This is a genomic window from Halobiforma lacisalsi AJ5 (genome assembly GCF_000226975.2).
In the GTDB taxonomy this organism is placed as follows: domain Archaea; phylum Halobacteriota; class Halobacteria; order Halobacteriales; family Natrialbaceae; genus Natronobacterium; species Natronobacterium lacisalsi.
Genome location: NZ_CP019285.1, coordinates 1,266,052 through 1,283,292 on the forward strand (window position 1 = coordinate 1,266,052; position 17,241 = coordinate 1,283,292).

Below are 17,241 nucleotides of genomic sequence, written 5' to 3' on the forward strand. Positions count from 1 at the left end.
CATGGTACGCGAGTTCCAACTGCCGGACGTCGGCGAGGGCGTCGCCGAGGGCGAACTGGTCTCGTGGCTGGTCGAGGAAGGCGACACGGTCAGCGAGGACCAGCCGGTGGCAGAGGTCGAGACCGACAAGGCTCTCGTGGACGTGCCCGCGCCGGTCGACGGCACCGTGGTCGAACGCCACTTCGAGGAAGGCGACGTGATCCCGGTCGGCGACGTCTTCATCACGTTCGAAGTGGAGGGCGAGGTCGAAGCGGAGTCGGAGGCCGGATCGGAACCCGAATCCGGTGCCGAGGCCGAGGGCGAGGGCGAGGCCGAACCGGACGCCGCCGGCAGCCCCGGCGCGACCGGCGGCGAGGGCGACGAGGTCGCTACCCCCACCGACCGCGTCTTCGCCCCGCCGCGGGTCCGTCGACTGGCCCGCGAGGAGGGCGTCGATCTCACTGCGCTCGAGGGCTCCGGCCCGGGTGGCCGGATCACCGCGGCCGACGTCGAGGCTGCGGCCGGCACTGCACCGGAGCCAGCGGGTAGTACCGCCGACGCCGAGGCCGCACCCGCGACCGACGAGACCGCCAGCGAATCCGCTGGTGCTGGTGCCGGCGGATCCGCCGACGCAACCTCGAGCGCCCCGGGAGCGTCGACCGGGACGGCACAGACACAGAGCCGGACGCAGGCCCCTGCGTCCGTCGACTCCGCCGACCGTGACCGGACCCTCGCCGCGCCCGCGACCCGCCGCATCGCCGAGGAAGAGGGCGTCGACCTCGACGCCGTCCCCGCGAGCGAGCAGCGCGACGGCGAGGCGTTCGTCACCCCGGAAGACGTCCGCGAGTACGCCGAGGCCCAGCGGCGGGCCCAGGAGGCCGACCGCGAGGCCGTCGCGGCCGGCGAACCCGTTGGCGACGAGGGGACGTTCGCGCCCGGCGAACGCGAACGCCGCGAGGACTTCGGCGGCGTCCGCAAGCGCATCGCCGACGCGATGGTCGAGTCGAAGTACACCGCCCCACACGTCACCCACCACGACGAGGTCGACGTCACGGAACTCGTCGAGGTTCGCGAACGGCTCAAGCCCCGTGCCGAGGAGAAGGGGATTCGGCTGACCTACATGCCCTTCATCGTGAAGGCCGTCGTCGCGGCGCTGAAGGAGTACCCCAAGATGAACGCGGTGATCGACGACGAGAACGAGGAGATCGTCTACCGCGATTACCACAATATCGGGATCGCCACTGCGACCGACGTCGGGCTGATGGTGCCCGTCCTCGAGGACGCCGACGGCAAGGGCATCCTGCAGCTCTCCTCGGAGATGAACGAACTCGTCGAGCGCGCCCGCGAACGGTCGATCAGCCCCGACGAACTGCAGGGATCGACGTTCACCGTCACCAACATCGGCGGCATCGGCGGCGAGTACGCCACGCCGATCCTGAACTACCCCGAGTCGGGAATCCTGGCGGTCGGCGAAATCAAGCGCAAGCCCCGCGTCGTCGAGGAGGACGGCGAGGAACGCATCGAACCGCGATCGGTGCTGACGCTGTCGCTATCCTTCGATCACCGACTGATCGACGGCGCGGTCGGCGCCGAGTTCACGAACACCGTCATGGAGTACCTCGAGGATCCGAACCTACTACTGCTCGAGTGACGATGATTACGACAATGGAACGGAACACCACAGCGGCATCGAACGCGACGGAGGGATCGTAAATGGTCGTCGGAGACGTCACCACCGGCACGGACGTGCTGGTCATCGGTGCCGGGCCGGCCGGCTACGTCGCCGCGATCCGGGCGGGGCAACTCGACCTCGACGTGACGCTCGTCGAGAAGGACGCCTACGGCGGCACCTGCCTGAACTACGGCTGTATCCCTTCGAAGGCGCTGATCACGGCGACCGACGTCGCCCACGAGGCCCGCCACGCCGAGGAGATGGGGATCCACGCCGATCCCGCGGTCGACATGGCTGGCATGGTGGGCTGGAAGGACGACGTCGTCGACCAGCTCACCGGCGGCGTCGAAAAACTGTGTAAGGCAAACGGCGTCAACCTGCTCGAGGGCACCGCGAAATTCGACGGCGAGAACACCGCCCGGATCTCCCACAGCGGCGACGGGCAGGGCTCGGAAACGCTCGAGTTCGAACACGCCATCGTCGCGACCGGCTCCCGTCCGATCGAGATCCCGAACTTCTCCTACGGGGACGAGCCCGTTTTGAGTTCGAAGCAGGCGCTCGACCTCGACTCCGTCCCGGACTCGCTGGTCGTCGTCGGCGCGGGCTACATCGGGATGGAACTGGCGAGCGTTTTCGCCAAGCTGGGCACCGACGTCACGGTCGTCGAGATGCTCGACTCGATCCTGCCTGGCTACGACGACGACCTCAAGCGCCCGGTCAAGCAACGCGCGAACGAGCTCGGGATCGACTTCGAGTTCGGCTACACCGCCTCCGAGTGGCAGGAAACGGGCGACGGCATCCACGTCGTCGCCGATCCGGCCGAGGACGTCGCCGCCGACGGCGGTGCCGAAGCCGTCGAGACAGAGTCGCTCGAACTCGATGCGGAGAAGGTCCTCGTCGCCGTGGGCCGCGAACCCGTCTCGGACACGCTCGACCTCGAGGAAGTAGGCGTCGAGACCGACGACCGCGGCTTCATCGAGACTGACGACCGCGCGCGGACGAACGTCGACCACGTCTTCGCGGTCGGCGACGTGGCCGGCGAACCGATGCTCGCCCACAAGGGCAGCGCCGAAGGCGAGGTCGCCGCCGAGGTGATCGCCGGCGAACCCGCCGCGATCGACCACCAGGCGATGCCCGCAGTCGTCTTCACCGACCCCGAGATCGCGACGGTCGGGATGACCGAAGCCGAGGCCGAGGAGGCCGGCTTCGAGACGGTCACCGGCGAGTTCCCGTTCCGCGCGAGCGGTCGGGCGCTGACGACCGGCCACGCCGACGGTTCCGTCAAGATCGTCGCCGAGGCCGAGGAGGGGTACGTCCTCGGCGCGGGCATCGTCGGCCCCGAGGCCTCCGAACTGATCGCCGAACTCGGACTCGCGATCGAACTCGGCGCGACCCTCGAGGACGTCGCCTCGACGGTCCACGCCCACCCCACGTTGTCCGAGTCGGTCATGGAGGCCGCGGAGAACGCGCTGGGCCACGCGATCCACACGCTGAACCGCTGACTTTCGCTTCTGCCCTCCCCGCCCGTCTGCCTTCTCTCGCTGTGCCTCGAGGCCCATTCGGCTTCAGGTAGCCGATAGCCCGACCGCGTCCTATCCGTCGCCAGTCACGAGGACAGCGACGGCGAAACCGAACGGCGACCGAAAACAGAGGAGAAGAGGTTCGACACACCCGGCGTCGAAGCCGGGACGACCACACCACACTTACTGCACGTACAGCGAATACGCGATCACGAGAAAGCCCGCGAGAACGAGCAGACTCTCGAGCAGAATCCCCGCCGCGAGCGGAACCTCGAGTACCTCATAGAGCATCCCGGCCAGCACCAATCCGAAGGTGACGAGCCCGAACCCGAACGCGAGCAGCCCCAGGGCCCGCTGTCTCGTCCGCTGATAGGCCTTGAAGGCGAAGTACGTGATGATACCCCCCGTCACGAGCATCAGCGTCTTGACGGCCGCGAGAGCGAGTGCGATTTCCATCCCACTGGTGGCGTGTGGGCTCATGTTTCCTTCCGCACCTCCGACCACAGTTCCGCGAGTCGCTCGTCCGCGCTCCTGGCCGGGCGTTCGATCTCGACAGCCAGTTCGCGGTTTTCGTCCAGAGAGAGCGTGATATCCTCGAAAGCAACGGCGTACTTGCTGGCGTGGTGTCCGTCGCGGCGGATCTCCGTCGTCTCCTCGAGCAGCGTCGACTCGGTTAGCAACTCGAGCTTTCGATACAGCGTCGACTGCGGGATCTCACAGCGGTTCGTGAGTTCAGAGGCCGTCATAGGTTCGTCGAGATTCCGGATGATTTCTCGGCAGTCGGGGTCGTCGAGCGCAGCGCAGATCTCTTCCGCTGACGGCGTCGACTCCGAAGCGATCGGGTCCCGGACCATTCGTACCCCAGTTACGACCCACGGGGTTTATTGGCATCGATGCGTTCTGCCCGTCGCCGGTTGATTCGGCCGCTCTTCGAACGTGTTCGCCCGACTGCGGCGCCGCTCGAACGGCTCGGACCTTCTCGGGCCACGACCCGCCTCGAGCACACTCATCCTCGAATACGATAACGGGACGGTACCGTTACCGTGTTTCTTATTACACGCGCGCACTCGTGTGCGAACACGCGGGTCTCATCCGGTCCGACCGAGTCTGCGAGGGCGGGATGACTGGCCGGCCTCCACCCGCGTGACATTTTGTCGAGCACTGCGGTGAACTGCCGTGGTTCCCCATCGTGTCCCGACTCGAGCCGCTGGATCGTTTATTAGTGTAACTCGAGCACAACGAAAGTGAATAATCGTCCCATGGTAGCGGGTTCCGGTGCGGAACTGGTTCGACGGCCTTATATATGCACCCGGTATTCGATGATAATGCGAACGACGTGGCGCAGGTCGCCACGTTCCCTCCGGCCTTTGGCACGGAGGTAGGCACATCACATCCACCCTCTCTCGACGATCGGGGTACGATCGGTGTCGGGTTTCGAACCGATTTCCGATCCGTTGCCCTTATACGTCTCGGGGCGTTCAGCTATGATCGCACACTGCCTCGCCGGTTGCGGTTTCCGGCGCGGCACCGATCCGACGCCCTTAAGTGTATGAGGGGGTTCGGATGTGAACGCAAACGCGTTCGACGGGGCCGGTTGGCTCCGTCGACTCGGACGCGACGTTCGAAGGGGTTAAGTACCCTACCGAGCGTAGGAATACGTCCGAAGGAGATGAGGATTCCACCCCTGCGGTCCGCCGTACAGATGGGATCTGATGTTAGCCTTGACAGTTCGGTGACGCCCGATCGGTCCGCGATCGGTGTCATCGAACGTGGACCATAGCAAGTGTGAGTGCATTGCATTCACCGCCAACCTCCCCGCATTGCGGGGAAGAGCATTCCGGTTGATCCTGCCGGAGGCCATTGCTATTGGAGTCCGATTTAGCCATGCTAGTTGCACGGGTTCAGACCCGTAGCAGATAGCTCAGTAACACGTGGCCAAACTACCCTCTGGAGCGCAATAACCTCGGGAAACTGAGGCTAATGGCGCATACGGCTCGGCACCTGGAGTGGGCCGAGCTTGAAACGCTCCGGCGCCAGAGGATGTGGCTGCGGCCGATTAGGTAGACGGTGGGGTAACGGCCCACCGTGCCAGTAATCGGTACGGGTTGTGAGAGCAAGAGCCCGGAGACGGTATCTGAGACAAGATACCGGGCCCTACGGGGCGCAGCAGGCGCGAAACCTTTACACTGCACGCCAGTGCGATAAGGGGACTCCAAGTGCGAGGGCATATAGTCCTCGCTTTTCTGGACCGTAAGGTGGTCCAGGAATAAGTGCTGGGCAAGACCGGTGCCAGCCGCCGCGGTAATACCGGCAGCACGAGTGATGGCCGCTCTTATTGGGCCTAAAGCGTCCGTAGCTGGCCGATCAAGTCCGTCGGGAAATCCGCACGCCCAACGTGCGGGCGTCCGGTGGAAACTGATCGGCTTGGGACCGGAAGACCAGAGGGGTACGTCCGGGGTAGGAGTGAAATCCCGTAATCCTGGACGGACCACCGGTGGCGAAAGCGCCTCTGGAAGACGGATCCGACGGTGAGGGACGAAAGCTCGGGTCACGAACCGGATTAGATACCCGGGTAGTCCGAGCTGTAAACGATGTCTGCTAGGTGTGACACAGGCTACGAGCCTGTGTTGTGCCGTAGGGAAGCCGTGAAGCAGACCGCCTGGGAAGTACGTCCGCAAGGATGAAACTTAAAGGAATTGGCGGGGGAGCACTACAACCGGAGGAGCCTGCGGTTTAATTGGACTCAACGCCGGACATCTCACCAGCATCGACAGTAGCAATGAAGGTCAGCCTGATGAGCTTACTGGAGCTACTGAGAGGAGGTGCATGGCCGCCGTCAGCTCGTACCGTGAGGCGTCCTGTTAAGTCAGGCAACGAGCGAGACCCGCACTCCTAATTGCCAGCAACACCCTCGTGGTGGTTGGGTACATTAGGAGGACTGCCAGTGCCAAACTGGAGGAAGGAACGGGCAACGGTAGGTCAGTATGCCCCGAATGTGCTGGGCGACACGCGGGCTACAATGGCCGAGACAGTGGGATGCAACGCCGAGAGGCGACGCTAATCTCCGAAACTCGGTCGTAGTTCGGATTGCGGACTGAAACTCGTCCGCATGAAGCTGGATTCGGTAGTAATCGCCGTTCAGAAGACGGCGGTGAATACGTCCCTGCTCCTTGCACACACCGCCCGTCAAAGCACCCGAGTGGGGTCCGGATGAGGCCCGGTTTCCGGGTCGAATCTGGGCTCCGCAAGGGGGCTTAAGTCGTAACAAGGTAGCCGTAGGGGAATCTGCGGCTGGATCACCTCCACTGACCGGGACCAGGGCGACGCCCTGGCCCACCTTCGCTCCACGTTCGATCGCGCCACGCCGGGCCGATCGGGCACCTTTGAACTGTCAAGGCTAACACTTCGCACCCGCCGGCTCCGCCGGCGGGGTGGGCCCATAGCTCAGTGGGAGAGTGCCTCCTTTGCAAGGAGGATGCCCTGGGTTCGAATCCCAGTGGGTCCATGACTCGGCTCGAATCGAAGGATCGTGTCCCTTAAGTGGGACAGGGCACTTCGATTCGATCCGAACGCAAACCGATGCACCAGCCCGTGCAAACGTGGCTGGGAAGGGTTAATGCACGCTGCAGTCGACAGCGTTGCAGATGAGACCGTGTGTACGTGTAGTCCAGGCGTCCACTGGACCCGTTCCCGGGTCACTACAGATTGCACCTTCAGTGCAATCCCGATCCGATGAACGTGGCTACTGTGCCAGCTGGTGGATCGCTCGGCTTGAGAGCTGAAGAAGGACGTGCCAAGCTGCGAAAAGCCTGTGGGACCCGCACGGAGGGGAAGAACACAGGATTTCCGAATGGGAATCCCCACCGCAATTGCTTCGCGCAATGGGGAACGCCGAGAACTGAAACATCTCAGTATCGGCAGGGGAAAAAAAAGGAACGTGATGTCGTTAGTAAGGGCGACTGAACGCGATCCAGTCCAAACCGAAGCCTTCGGGCAATGTGGTGTTCGGACTGACGATCACTCCGCGACCGTCTGCAGGAAGTCTCTTGGAACAGAGCACGACACAGGGTGACAGTCCCGTATTGCAGACCAGTATCGGACGAGTCAGCTCCAGAGTAGCGGGGATTGGAAATTCCTCGTGAATCTCCCAGGCATCGACTGGGAAGACTAAACACTCCTCAAGACCGATAGCGAACAAGTAGCGTGAGCGAACGCTGAAAAGCACCCCACGAAGGGAGGTGCAATAGGGCGTGAAATCAGTTGGCGATAGAGCGACGGGGCACACAAGGTCCCGTGCAAAACGACCGTAGCGCGAGCTACCAGTAGGAAGCACGGGAAGCCGGTGTTCCGTCGTACGTTTTGAAAAACGAACCAGGGAGTGTGTCTGATTGGCGAGTCTAACCCGAGTATCGGGGCAGGCGTAGGGAAACCGACATGGCCGCAGCATTGCGAGGGCCGCCGTGTTCAAGCGCGGGGAGTCAAACGGGTACGACCCGAAACCGGATGATCTAGACATGGGCAAGGCGAAGCGTGCCGAAAGGCACGTGGAGGCCTGTTAGCGTTGGTGTCCTACAATACCCTCGCGTGACCTATGTCTAGGGGTGAAAGGCCCATCGAATCCGGAAACAGCTGGTTCCGACCGAAACATGTCGAAGCATGACCTCTGCCGAGGTAGTTCGTGGGGTAGAGCGACGGATTGGGGGACCGCACTCCGAGAGGAGTGCGCCCCCCTGTCCAACTCCGAACCTACGAACGCCGTTTGACGCAGGGAGTCCGGTGCACGGGGTAAGCCTGTGTACCGTGAGGGAGACAACCCAGAGCTGGGTTAAGGTCCCCAAGTGTGGACTAAGTGCGATCGAAGGTGGTCCCGAGCCCTAGACAGCCGGGAGGTGAGCTTAGAAGCAGCTACCCTCTAAGAAAAGCGTAACAGCTTACCGGCCGAGGTTCGGGGCGCCCAAAATGATCGGGGCTCAAGTCCACCACCGAGACCTAGCCGTACCCGTTACAGGGTAATCGCGTAGGTCGGCGTTCTGTTCGGGTGGAAGCACGGTCGAGAGATCGTGTGGACCGTTCAGTAACGAAAATCCTGGTCATAGTAGCAGCGTTAGTCGGGTTAGAACCCCGACGGCCGAACGAGTAAGGGTTCCTCAGCAATGCTGATCAGCTGAGGGTTAGCCGGTCCTAAGTCTCACCGTAAGTCGAGTGAGTCAACAGGGAAACAGGTTAATATTCCTGTGCCAGTGTGCACTCAAAGCTGACGCTTTGGGGCCGCCTGAGCTGGGCTTTCGCCCAGTCGAACCGTCGAAGTTCGTGGAAGCCGTAATGGCACGAAGCGAGCGAATGGCGGAATAGCGCAAGTCAGGTCAACCTAGAGCCCGTGAAAAGGCGAGCACACTGTCCGTACCGAGATCCGACACAGGTACTCGTGGCGGCGAAAGCCAAGGCCTGTCGGGATCAACCGACGTTAGGGAATTCGGCAAGTTAGTCCCGTACGTTCGCAATAAGGGATGCCTGCCACGCGAAGTGGCAGGTCGCAGTGACTCGGGCGCTCCAACTGTCTAGTAACAACATAGGTGACCGCAAATCCGCAAGGACTCGTACGGTCACTGAATCCTGCCCAGTGCGGGTATCTGAACACCCAGTACAATGGGACGAAGGACCCGTTAACGGCGGGGGTAACTATGACCCTCTTAAGGTAGCGTAGTACCTTGCCGCTTCAGTAGCGGCTTGCATGAATGGATCAATGAGAGCGCCACTGTCCCAACGTTGGGCCCGGTGAACTGTACGTTCCAGTGCGGAGTCTGGAGACCCCCAAGGGGAAGCGAAGACCCTATAGAGCTTTACTGCAGGCTGTCACTGAGACGTGGTCGCCATTGTGCAGCATAGGTAGGAGGCGGTACACAGGTACCCGCGCTAGCGGGCCACCGAGCCAGCATTGAAATACTACCCGATGGTGACTGCGACTCTCACTCCTGGCGGAGGACACTGGTAGCCGGGCAGTTTGACTGGGGCGGTACGCGCTTGAAAAGATATCGAGCGCGCCCCAAGATTTCCTCACCCGTGTCGGAGACGCGGGATAGAGCGCAAGAGCATACGGAAGTCTGACAGTGTCCGGCCCAACGACGGACGCTGACGCGAAAGCGTGGTCTAGCGAACCCAATTAGGCTGCTTGATGCGGCCAATTGCTGACAGAAAAGCTACCTTAGGGATAACAGAGTCGTCACCCGCAAGAGCACATATCGACCGGGTGGCTTGCTACCTCGATGTCGGTTCCCTCCATCCTGCCCGTGCAGAAGCGGGCAAGGGTGAGGTTGTTCGCCTATTAAAGGAGGTCGTGAGCTGGGTTTAGACCGTCGTGAGACAGGTCGGCTGCTATCTATTGGGGGTGTTACGGTTCCTGACGGGAACGTGCGTATAGTACGAGAGGAACTACGCATGGGTGCCACTGGTGTACCGGTTGTTCGAGAGAGCACGTGCCGGGCAGCCACGCACCACGGGGTAAGAGCTGAACGCATCTAAGCTCGAAACCCACCTGGAAACGAGGAACCACCGAGGCCACTCCTAGAAGAGGAGTTCGATAGACTCGGGGTGTACGCGCCAAGGCAACGAGGCGTTGAGCCCGCGAGCACTAATCGGCCGAGCCACACACTCATACCGCATTCTCGGAACTGGAGCCCGGAGACGGGTCCAGGCGCGAACTGGACTACACGTACATTACGGTCGACATCGTCAGACCGATCCTGGCTGGTGATGCGGCGGTTCGATTCCGCGAGTCGGCATTTAGGCGGCCAGAGCGGCGGGGTTCCTCCCGTACCCATCCCGAACACGGAAGATAAGCCCGCCTGCGTATCGGCAACTACTGGAGTGGGAGACCCTCTGGGAACGTCGATTCGCCGCCCCACTCATACTTCATACTAAGCGATCGAGAGCCACAGGTACCGTCCGGTGCCTGTGGCTTTTTCTCGTTATAGGGTCCCGTCGTCGAGCCGTACCGCTATGCTTAAACGAACGCAGTGATAACTTTCGAACGCGCCAAGGTGGCAGAGTCCGGCCGAACGCAGCGGCCTGCAGAGCCGCCCACCGCCGGTTCAAATCCGGCCCTTGGCTTATACCAAATTCCTTACAATCCAACTGGGTTGTAGGGTTCCAGACGTCACTTTCGGCGCCTGTAACGGACTTTTCCAATACTCAAATACCATATACTAAAACACATACTGCGATAGCGGCGGCTAACGGGGGTGTCGCCGCGTAGTAGTCGGTGGTCGCGATGGTCGTGGTGTCTCGATCGACGCGACCTATCAGGCGATCACCGAGCGCCCGGAGCTCGACGAGCAGGCTGAACAGGTCAAGTACGTGACCGATCCCGAAGACGTCGGTGAGGAACGGACCGAGAACGTCCCGGTCCCAGAGGAGACCGACGAGGTCGAACGCCCCGACGTCGACGGTCAGACGACACTTGAGGACTGGGGGTGGTCGGCGTGACGACCGGCTACGTCGTCAACCTCGACAACGGCCACGACGGCTACTGCGTCGAGAGTCTGGCCGGCGTCACCTACTGTGGAGAGACGTTCGCCCCTCCAAGGTCGACTGTGAACGATACGCGATCTATCGCCGGTCTCCGCACGGACACGACACTCTCTGTTTCGACTGCTCGAAAGTAGACGCGCACGCCCTTCGCGAGGCCGCGCGGGGTGAGATCGCATGATCGGGGCCGAGGACGAGGTCCTCGAGCGCCTCGAGCTCGCAGCCGAGAACCACCCGAACGCCAACGCGAAGCGACTGCTCTGGCTCGCTGACGCCGATCCCAGCTGTGTGAACGACGCCGCCGTGGACGTTACCGACGTCGAAACTCCGGCCGTCGATCAACGCTGCGGCGTCGACCCCGTGGGCGTCGTGGGGGTGACGGTAGTACGGGACCTCGTGGCGATCGGCGAGCCGTCGTCCTCCCGAAACGTGATCGGCGTGTGCGTGGGTGTCGAAACGCCGACGGCGACGAGATCGGCATCGTACTCGTCGATGATCGATTCGCACTCCGAGACGTACTGTGAGTGGTCGTAGACTGCCGCCTCGCCGTCCGAGAGCAGGACGTGAGAGAGACAGCCCTTGCCGGGACGTGCGACTTGGACGAGCGTACCGTCGATATCGATCTCGATCGGGGCGTGTCGATGGACGCGACTCCACCCCTGCATTCCGTTGGCGAGTGTCTTGGCGTCGTACCCGATCGTTCTGAGGCGATCGGTCGCCTTCTGTGAGACGACCCCGGCCGCGCATACTGTGACGATCTCCGCGTCTCTCGGTAGAGTCGAGAGAGCGGGATCGGCCACCCTGAGATCCTCCGTCAATAGATCGTAAATAGGGATGTTTTCGCTACCGGAGATGTGCCACGCTTCGTACTCCTCTCCTGGCCGGATATCGAGGATGAAGATACCGTCGTCTTCGTCGGCGAGTCGGTCGGCGAGTCGGTCGGGCGTGATTTCGCTCATCACGTAGAGGTCATACACCCGGATCCCCGAAGCCTTGTTTCCGAGTCCACTGGGGGCATTTATGACGGCCGGTTCTAATCGAGCAGCGCCGGCCGAGTGCCCGTTCGACGGTCGATCGGATTGGTGGGGTCACGAACGGTGGAACAGTTCTGCTCGATCAATGGTAGTCCGATCGCCGCGCAGTCGTAATGGGGGAGACGCCTGCCGGATCCCCTGGCCGAGTCTCGAGCGTGGTGATCCGATGCAGCCGCCATCAGTTAAACTCGCCTATCAGGATGGGGGTGAAACCGACGGGAGAGCCGGCTATACGATGGGGTGCGGTGATACCATGAGTGCACCCAGCAAGACGAAACGGATAGGAAAGACGGGTACCCAGCAGGAGCGTTCCGGCGTGGTTCGGCGTCTCGTCCTGTTCGGCGGGTCGCTCGGTGCGGCGGTCGCGATGTGGTTCCATCCACATGCTGGCCACGACGTCTACGCGAGCCTGTCGCCCGTTGCCGACACCTTCGTTGTGACACACGTCCTGTTGTTCGCCTCGTTAGCGACGATCGCCATGGGCCTGTACTTCCTCTCGAGCGGTTACCGGGGACTGCCGGCGGCGCTCGCGCGGACGGGGGCCGGTGTGTTCGGGTTCTTCTATCTCGGGTACGTCGCCACTGTCGGTGTCGCCAAGGGGTTGTTGATTCGCGAAGGGCAGACCCTGCCGGCAGAACAACAGGCGGGTGTCGCGGAAGTCGTCCAGTACATCCATACCGAGCCGCTGTTGTTTGCCGCCGGTGCGGTGGGGGCAGTTGGATACCTCGTGGCGGTCGGTGCGCTCGCGGTCGTCCTCTACCGTGCGGATGCACCGCGCGTCCCGCTCGCATTGCTCGTCGCCTCGAGCGTCGCGATCGGTGCCCATCACGGACCACTGGCGGTGGCCGGCATGGGAAGCTTCGTCGTCGCCATCGGCTGGCTCGAGTTCGGCTGGAGCGAGCGACGGACTGAACCGGACTGACGCGATAGCCGGGGGAAGTGGATCGGTTTATCGTCCGGGAAGACTTTGTCTGCCGACGATACTGGCAGGTAGTGGGGGCGAACCGTTTTGTGGGGGTGTGGAGTCTAGTAACGTATGCGGGAAGCGATCATCAACCTCACTGACGAGGAAATCGAGGCCATGGGGTACGGGGAGCTGGTCTCGCTGTGTCGGGAGGCGGGCGTTCGAGAACTCGAGTTGCTGGAAGACGAGGGGACGGGCGGAGTCTCGCAGATCGAGGTCGAGACGCGATTCGACGAGGATAGGCTCGATCGTATCGAGAGCGTCGAAGACTGGGAGTTCATCACCGAGAAGGACGACTCGTATCTCTACCTCCTCGAGGTGACGGCGCTTGAGATGCCCGAGACGGCGTCGGTCGACCACGACGACCTGGTGGGAATGTGCGATCCGACGGTGAGCGACCGTGGAATGTTGCTGTCGCTGGTCGGGTCCCAGGAGTCGATTCGAGCGATGCTCCGCAACTTCGAGGAGGCCGGGATCGCGCCGGATCTCCACAAACTCGGTGAGTACGAGGGTGGCCAGCGGACGCTCGACGCGCTGACTGATCGGCAACTCGACGTCCTCCAGACCGCCTACGACATGGGGTTTTACGAGGTGCCGCGGGAGGCGTCGATCGACGACGTCGCCGACGAGATGGGACTCGACGACGGCACGATCTCCGAACACCTCCAGCGGGCGGAACGGAACCTGCTCACCCAGCAACTCGCGGTCCAAGACTGACCCGCTCTCGAGGCGTCGGTCTCTTCCTCACCCATCGGACCTCGGGAAGCCTTTCGGTTCGTTCCATTCCTCTGTCACCGACTCTGCGGCTGCGAGCACAGTGGACAGCGATAGCGACATCGTGATGAGGTCGTCTGTACGATTTGCCCACGTCTCGTACGCCCGTTCGTCGTCGACCGCGACCGCTGTCCAGTCGGCGAGCGTTTCGGGCGTTTCCTTCAGCCCGATCGAGACCCGAAACCGCTCGGCGACTGCTGGTCGGAGCGGTACGTCCTCGACCTCGAGGTCGGTCGTACTCGGTCCCGTCATGGGGAGATAGTCGGACCGCTCGAGCGATAGATTCAAATCCCGCCGGATCCGTTACCTGTCGCTCACGAATTTGTTCGCGACAGGAAAGCGGGCCGGGCGCGATTTGAACACGCGACCGTCTGGTTAAAAGCCAGACGCTCTGCCAGACTGAGCTACCGGCCCTGTGCTTACCACTATCCGTGAGTGGTGGTTAAACGTTTTCTTTCGATGTCGGGACTGCGGCCGGTTCGATTCGGTTCGATTCGGTCCGGTTCAGGAACAGCGGCACCAAATTACTCGAGGTACTCACGGAGCGCGTCGGTCACGATCTGCCCGGGATCGACATCGTCGATGGAAGCGCACCGCCGGAGGTCGCGGTACGTCTCGGGCGGCAGCCGGAGTTCCAGTTCCCCGAGCGCGACGTCGCAGTCGGCAAGGGCACGCTCGATCGACGTGCCGTCGTTGACGGCGCTGGCGACGCTGCGAACCTCCCGGACGGTGAGGTCGCCGTCGAGGATGGCCCAGGCGAGCAGGAGTCGAGCTTCCCCGCTGACTCGAGCGATGTGCTTGGCGGCCGTAGGGGCGATCTCGCCGATCGCGACCTGCTTGCGGACGGACCGCGGGAGGTCGTGCACCCGCGCCCACTTCCGAATGAACGAGACGGTTACTTCGCTTCCGGCGCGTTCGGCGGCTGCCTTGTAGGAGCCTTCGGCGCGAACGAGCGCGGCACAGGCAGCGGCACCTCGGAGCATGAAGAGGTGGTCGTCACCGCCGCTCTCGCTCGCGAACGTCCGGACCGTTTCGGCGGCTTCCTCGAGGCTGTCGGGATCGTCGGGATCGAACTGGACGGCTTCGCGGGCGTGGGGTCCGGCGACGGATTCGTCCCCACGGATGACCGGTGCGCCGACGGGGGATTCGCGATCGGTGGGAATCGACGCGTCCCGGGCGCGGCCGTCGTCGGGGTCGGGGTCGCGCTCGCGGGACTGCTCGCCGTCGGTGGAACGGTCACCTGCCCCGCCGCCGTCGGTTCTCGGAGTCCGATTTCTCTCTCGGTCGGGTGTGTCGCGACTCTCGTGGGTGGGGGAACCGTCGTCTCCATCGCGCTGATCGGGTGGCTCCCCGGACCGATCGGTAGTCATGCACCGCGGTAGGGACTTCGAACGCAAAAAGGTCGCTACTGTGGCGAATCTCTCCCCTGACACCGGATATCCTCGTCATGAGAGGAGAGCGGCCGCCGGTCCTGTCCGGTCAGGACTCGTCGTCCGACCGGCTCTCGGAGAGGCGTTCCCAGATCTCCACACAGCCCGCACCGTCCTCGACGTCGATCTCGAAGTCGGATCCTGGATCGCGTTCCTGCTCCCGTTCTCGCTCCCGTTCCCGTTCCCGCTCGGAATCGTCGCTGCCGTCGTCGCTCCCATCTTCGGCCCCTTCGGACCCGTCGGATTCGGGTCGTTCATCGTCGTCCAGGGGATCCTCGGGTGCGGTCATGGACGCGATTCACGTCTGAAGTGTATAAGTCATGCTCCGACATCGTTCGGCCGTCGGCTCCGGGTTGGACGTGCCGGGGACGTCACGGCTCGAGTTCGCGGTCGCCGTCGTCCGGGTTGGCTACCTGTAGCTACGGCGAGAGAGTACGTGGACTCGGACGCCGAAACTCTCCGCTGACGGCCGTTCACCTGCCGTCGCAGGCTCGTCGCTTTTTCTCGGGGCTAGCGAACCGCCGCCCGGAGACATGAGCATGGACACGATTCAGGACCTGTTCGAACACGGCCTCGAGGACATCTACCACGCCGAGCACCAGCTCGTCGACGCGCTCGAGGACCTCGAGGAGAACACCGAACGGGACGAGATCGCGGAGGCGTTCGCCGAGCACCGGGAGGAGACACAGGGGCAGATCGACCGCCTCGAGGAGGTTTTCGAGATGTTCGGGGAGCCGCCCGAGAAAGAGGAGTGTGAAGGGATCGAGGGGCTGATCGAGGAGTACGAGGAGTTCGAGTCGATGGATCCCGCACAGGAAGTCATGGATTACCACAACATGGCAGCCGCGGAGAAGACGGAACACTACGAGATCGCCGCCTACGGGAACCTGATCCCCCTGGCCGACCAACTCGGGATGGACGAGGCGGCCGACCTCCTCGAGGAGAACCTCCGCGAGGAGCAGGACGCGCTCGACGAACTGAAAGAACTAACCGAGACCTACGCGATGGACGCCATTCCGGCGGAGTGATTTCGATGGGAACTAACGGGGGCGAAGCCGAGGGCGAGGGCGAGGTCGGGGACGAGGAGGAAGAACCCCAGACGCAGTACGGCGGGACCGAAGACGAGCAGCCGACGACGACCATCGACGAGACGGACGAAAGCGAAGGCAACGAAAACGGGGACGAAAGCGAGAACGACGCCTGAGGAGATAATGCAGGCGACGGGGTTCGAGGACGGAACCGACGACGGGAGAGGGAGGCGAACAGTTCTTTTATCTCGCGGGTGCTACACGCGTCCGTGACCGTCCAGTTCCCGACGGATCGCGGCGGCGACCTCTCGATTCGGCCCGCGGAGCGTGCCGACCTGCTGGCAGTCGTTCGGATCGAGAACGCCTCGTTCTCACAGCCCTGGCCGTACGACGCGTTCGACCGCTTCCTCGGTGAACCCGGCTTTCTCGTCGCCGTCGACGACGGGCGGATCGCCGGGTACGTCGTCGCCGACGTGAGTTCGAACGTCGGCCGCCGCATCGGCCACATCAAAGATATCGCCGTCCACCCCGACCATCGCGGCAACGGGATCGGCTCGGCCCTGCTGTCCCGGGCGCTCGCGGTGATGGCGGCCCACGGCGCGGACAGCGTCAAACTCGAGGTCCGCAGATCTAACGACAAGGCAAAGCGGCTCTACCGGGAGTTCGGCTTCGAGCCGCTCAGGCGGATGCCGGACTACTACGACGACGAGGACGCGATCGTCATGATCCGGAAGTTGGACTGACCCCGACGCGACGTTCTTCCGCCGCGGGACGGCGACGTTTTACCGCTCGCGGCGTATCGGTCGAACATGGGATACGCCTGCCCCGTCTGCGACGCTGAACAGGCCGACGCGGCCCACCTCGCGAACCACCTCGCCATTACGGCCTCGCTCGGTCGCGAGGACCACCGGGAGTGGCTCGAGGACCACGCCCCCGACTGGGGCGACCGCGATCCGGAGAGTCTGGGTGAGGTCGTCGCCGAGTACGCCCCGGAGATCGAGACGCCGGAGTTCGAGGGCGGCCACGGACACGGGCACGACCACGGGCACGGCAGCCCCGGCCGTCCCGACGCGCTCGAGGACGGACTCGCTCGCCAGACCCGCCAGGCCGGACGCGGCTCGCTCACCTCGGAGGCGGAAAGCGTGCTTCGGGAAGCGCAGGAACTGACGCGGCGGATGCACGAGGACGTTGACGAGGTCTCCGAGGACGGATCCAGTGGAACGGAGGACGGTAATCTTGAGGAGGGAGACGACGCGGGCGACGGGAACGACAGGACCGGCGACGACGCGTAACAGGTAACAGGCTGCCGCCGACAC

At 63.2% G+C, this 17,241-nt stretch carries 15 protein-coding genes, 3 tRNA genes, 3 rRNA genes and 1 pseudogene; 15 read left to right on the forward strand and 7 right to left on the reverse strand.

The genetic code is table 11. From position 1 onward, the window contains the following. The first annotated feature begins 1 nt into the window (after position 1). Entirely contained in the window at positions 2–1,630 is a 1,629-nt protein-coding gene (locus CHINAEXTREME_RS05940) for a 2-oxo acid dehydrogenase subunit E2 (RefSeq protein ID WP_076738701.1), read from the forward strand. 62 nt (positions 1,631–1,692) lie between these two features. After that, positions 1,693–3,153: a dihydrolipoyl dehydrogenase gene (lpdA, locus tag CHINAEXTREME_RS05945; RefSeq protein WP_007141567.1), complete on the forward strand. Its 1,461-nt coding sequence runs from the start codon at positions 1,693–1,695 to the stop codon at positions 3,151–3,153. 201 nt (positions 3,154–3,354) lie between these two features. On the opposite strand, the gene CHINAEXTREME_RS05950 is transcribed toward lpdA, so the two are convergent. Together CHINAEXTREME_RS05950 and CHINAEXTREME_RS05955 are read right to left on the reverse strand one after the other, a co-directional pair. Then, positions 3,355–3,651, reverse strand: a complete 297-nt coding sequence (locus CHINAEXTREME_RS05950; protein WP_007141568.1) for a DUF7521 family protein — start codon at positions 3,649–3,651, stop codon at positions 3,355–3,357. Next, positions 3,648–4,025: a winged helix-turn-helix domain-containing protein gene (locus CHINAEXTREME_RS05955; RefSeq protein WP_007141569.1), complete on the reverse strand. Its 378-nt coding sequence runs from the start codon at positions 4,023–4,025 to the stop codon at positions 3,648–3,650. The genes CHINAEXTREME_RS05950 and CHINAEXTREME_RS05955 overlap by 4 nt, the downstream gene beginning before the upstream one ends. A gap of 980 nt (positions 4,026–5,005) precedes the next feature. On the opposite strand from CHINAEXTREME_RS05955, the gene CHINAEXTREME_RS05960 reads away from it, so the two are divergent. From CHINAEXTREME_RS05960 to CHINAEXTREME_RS05985, 7 genes are all read left to right on the forward strand, one after another. Further along, positions 5,006–6,476, forward strand: a 16S ribosomal RNA gene (locus tag CHINAEXTREME_RS05960). 128 nt (positions 6,477–6,604) lie between these two features. Then, positions 6,605–6,676: transfer RNA gene (locus tag CHINAEXTREME_RS05965), tRNA-Ala, on the forward strand. Positions 6,677–6,904: 228 nt separating this feature from the next. Beyond that, positions 6,905–9,821: ribosomal RNA gene (locus CHINAEXTREME_RS05970) — 23S ribosomal RNA — on the forward strand. Positions 9,822–9,951: 130 nt separating this feature from the next. After that, positions 9,952–10,073, forward strand: a 5S ribosomal RNA gene (rrf, locus tag CHINAEXTREME_RS05975). Together the 16S, 23S and 5S rRNA genes with 2 tRNA genes alongside form the textbook arrangement of a ribosomal RNA operon. Before the next feature lie 129 nt (positions 10,074–10,202). After that, positions 10,203–10,278: transfer RNA gene (locus CHINAEXTREME_RS05980), tRNA-Cys, on the forward strand. 246 nt (positions 10,279–10,524) lie between these two features. Next, on the forward strand, positions 10,525–10,653 hold the full coding sequence (locus CHINAEXTREME_RS22410; RefSeq protein WP_007139887.1) for a hypothetical protein: 129 nt from the start codon (positions 10,525–10,527) through the stop codon (positions 10,651–10,653). Then, on the forward strand, positions 10,650–10,832 hold the full coding sequence (locus CHINAEXTREME_RS05985) for a hypothetical protein (RefSeq protein ID WP_238593356.1): 183 nt from the start codon (positions 10,650–10,652) through the stop codon (positions 10,830–10,832). The genes CHINAEXTREME_RS22410 and CHINAEXTREME_RS05985 overlap by 4 nt, the downstream gene beginning before the upstream one ends. 142 nt (positions 10,833–10,974) lie before the next feature. On the opposite strand, the pseudogene CHINAEXTREME_RS05990 reads toward CHINAEXTREME_RS05985, so the two are convergent. Continuing rightward, positions 10,975–11,654 (reverse strand): annotated as a pseudogene (locus CHINAEXTREME_RS05990) (rhodanese-like domain-containing protein); the annotation flags it as partial. Positions 11,655–11,982: 328 nt separating this feature from the next. Here CHINAEXTREME_RS05990 and CHINAEXTREME_RS05995 point away from each other — a divergent pair. Together CHINAEXTREME_RS05995 and CHINAEXTREME_RS06000 are read left to right on the forward strand one after the other, a co-directional pair. Continuing rightward, the gene (locus CHINAEXTREME_RS05995; RefSeq protein WP_007139884.1) at positions 11,983–12,651 is read left to right on the forward strand and encodes a hypothetical protein; all 669 of its coding nucleotides are present in this window, start codon (positions 11,983–11,985) and stop codon (positions 12,649–12,651) included. 114 nt (positions 12,652–12,765) lie between these two features. Next, positions 12,766–13,410 carry a helix-turn-helix domain-containing protein gene (locus tag CHINAEXTREME_RS06000; protein WP_007139883.1) on the forward strand — a complete coding sequence of 215 codons (645 nt, stop codon included), beginning with the start codon at positions 12,766–12,768 and terminating at the stop codon, positions 13,408–13,410. Positions 13,411–13,437: 27 nt separating this feature from the next. On the opposite strand, the gene CHINAEXTREME_RS06005 is transcribed toward CHINAEXTREME_RS06000, so the two are convergent. The 4 genes from CHINAEXTREME_RS06005 to CHINAEXTREME_RS06020 form a co-directional block, all read right to left on the reverse strand. Then, positions 13,438–13,719 (reverse strand): hypothetical protein, encoded by a 282-nt coding sequence (locus tag CHINAEXTREME_RS06005; protein ID WP_007139882.1) that lies wholly within the window; start codon positions 13,717–13,719, stop codon positions 13,438–13,440. 88 nt (positions 13,720–13,807) lie between these two features. Next, positions 13,808–13,881 (reverse strand) — tRNA-Lys (locus tag CHINAEXTREME_RS06010). Positions 13,882–13,991: 110 nt separating this feature from the next. Beyond that, on the reverse strand, positions 13,992–14,837 hold the full coding sequence (locus tag CHINAEXTREME_RS06015) for a DUF7119 family protein (protein ID WP_007139881.1): 846 nt from the start codon (positions 14,835–14,837) through the stop codon (positions 13,992–13,994). Between the two features lie 109 nt (positions 14,838–14,946). Then, positions 14,947–15,186: a hypothetical protein gene (locus tag CHINAEXTREME_RS06020; RefSeq protein WP_007139880.1), complete on the reverse strand. Its 240-nt coding sequence runs from the start codon at positions 15,184–15,186 to the stop codon at positions 14,947–14,949. 244 nt (positions 15,187–15,430) lie between these two features. Here CHINAEXTREME_RS06020 and CHINAEXTREME_RS06025 point away from each other — a divergent pair, with 244 nt between their 5' ends. From CHINAEXTREME_RS06025 to CHINAEXTREME_RS06040, 4 genes are all read left to right on the forward strand, one after another. Then, positions 15,431–15,925, forward strand: coding sequence for a ferritin-like domain-containing protein (locus CHINAEXTREME_RS06025; RefSeq protein ID WP_029601394.1), 495 nt, complete (start codon positions 15,431–15,433; stop codon positions 15,923–15,925). Positions 15,926–15,930: 5 nt separating this feature from the next. Continuing rightward, on the forward strand, positions 15,931–16,101 hold the full coding sequence (locus CHINAEXTREME_RS21790; protein WP_169317733.1) for a hypothetical protein: 171 nt from the start codon (positions 15,931–15,933) through the stop codon (positions 16,099–16,101). 93 nt (positions 16,102–16,194) lie between these two features. Further along, positions 16,195–16,668 carry a ribosomal protein S18-alanine N-acetyltransferase gene (rimI, locus tag CHINAEXTREME_RS06035; RefSeq protein ID WP_007139878.1) on the forward strand — a complete coding sequence of 158 codons (474 nt, stop codon included), beginning with the start codon at positions 16,195–16,197 and terminating at the stop codon, positions 16,666–16,668. Positions 16,669–16,734: 66 nt separating this feature from the next. Further along, positions 16,735–17,217 (forward strand): DUF5810 domain-containing protein, encoded by a 483-nt coding sequence (locus tag CHINAEXTREME_RS06040; protein ID WP_007139877.1) that lies wholly within the window; start codon positions 16,735–16,737, stop codon positions 17,215–17,217. Positions 17,218–17,241: the final 24 nt, after the last annotated feature.

Excerpts from the sequence above, each read along its gene's own strand:
- CHINAEXTREME_RS06025 (WP_029601394.1), top strand. The coding sequence starts at position 15,431 with ATGAGCATGGACACGATTCAGGACCTGTTCGAACACGGCCTCGAGGAC.
- CHINAEXTREME_RS06015 (WP_007139881.1), bottom strand. The coding sequence starts at position 14,837 with ATGACTACCGATCGGTCCGGGGAGCCACCCGATCAGCGCGATGGAGAC.
- CHINAEXTREME_RS21790 (WP_169317733.1), top strand. The coding sequence starts at position 15,931 with ATGGGAACTAACGGGGGCGAAGCCGAGGGCGAGGGCGAGGTCGGGGAC.
- CHINAEXTREME_RS05995 (WP_007139884.1), top strand. The coding sequence starts at position 11,983 with ATGAGTGCACCCAGCAAGACGAAACGGATAGGAAAGACGGGTACCCAG.
- CHINAEXTREME_RS06005 (WP_007139882.1), bottom strand. The coding sequence starts at position 13,719 with ATGACGGGACCGAGTACGACCGACCTCGAGGTCGAGGACGTACCGCTC.
- CHINAEXTREME_RS05940 (WP_076738701.1), top strand. The coding sequence starts at position 2 with ATGGTACGCGAGTTCCAACTGCCGGACGTCGGCGAGGGCGTCGCCGAG.
- CHINAEXTREME_RS06020 (WP_007139880.1), bottom strand. The coding sequence starts at position 15,186 with ATGACCGCACCCGAGGATCCCCTGGACGACGATGAACGACCCGAATCC.
- CHINAEXTREME_RS06000 (WP_007139883.1), top strand. The coding sequence starts at position 12,766 with ATGCGGGAAGCGATCATCAACCTCACTGACGAGGAAATCGAGGCCATG.
- CHINAEXTREME_RS06040 (WP_007139877.1), top strand. The coding sequence starts at position 16,735 with ATGGGATACGCCTGCCCCGTCTGCGACGCTGAACAGGCCGACGCGGCC.
- CHINAEXTREME_RS05955 (WP_007141569.1), bottom strand. The coding sequence starts at position 4,025 with ATGGTCCGGGACCCGATCGCTTCGGAGTCGACGCCGTCAGCGGAAGAG.
- CHINAEXTREME_RS05950 (WP_007141568.1), bottom strand. The coding sequence starts at position 3,651 with ATGAGCCCACACGCCACCAGTGGGATGGAAATCGCACTCGCTCTCGCG.
- lpdA (WP_007141567.1), top strand. The coding sequence starts at position 1,693 with ATGGTCGTCGGAGACGTCACCACCGGCACGGACGTGCTGGTCATCGGT.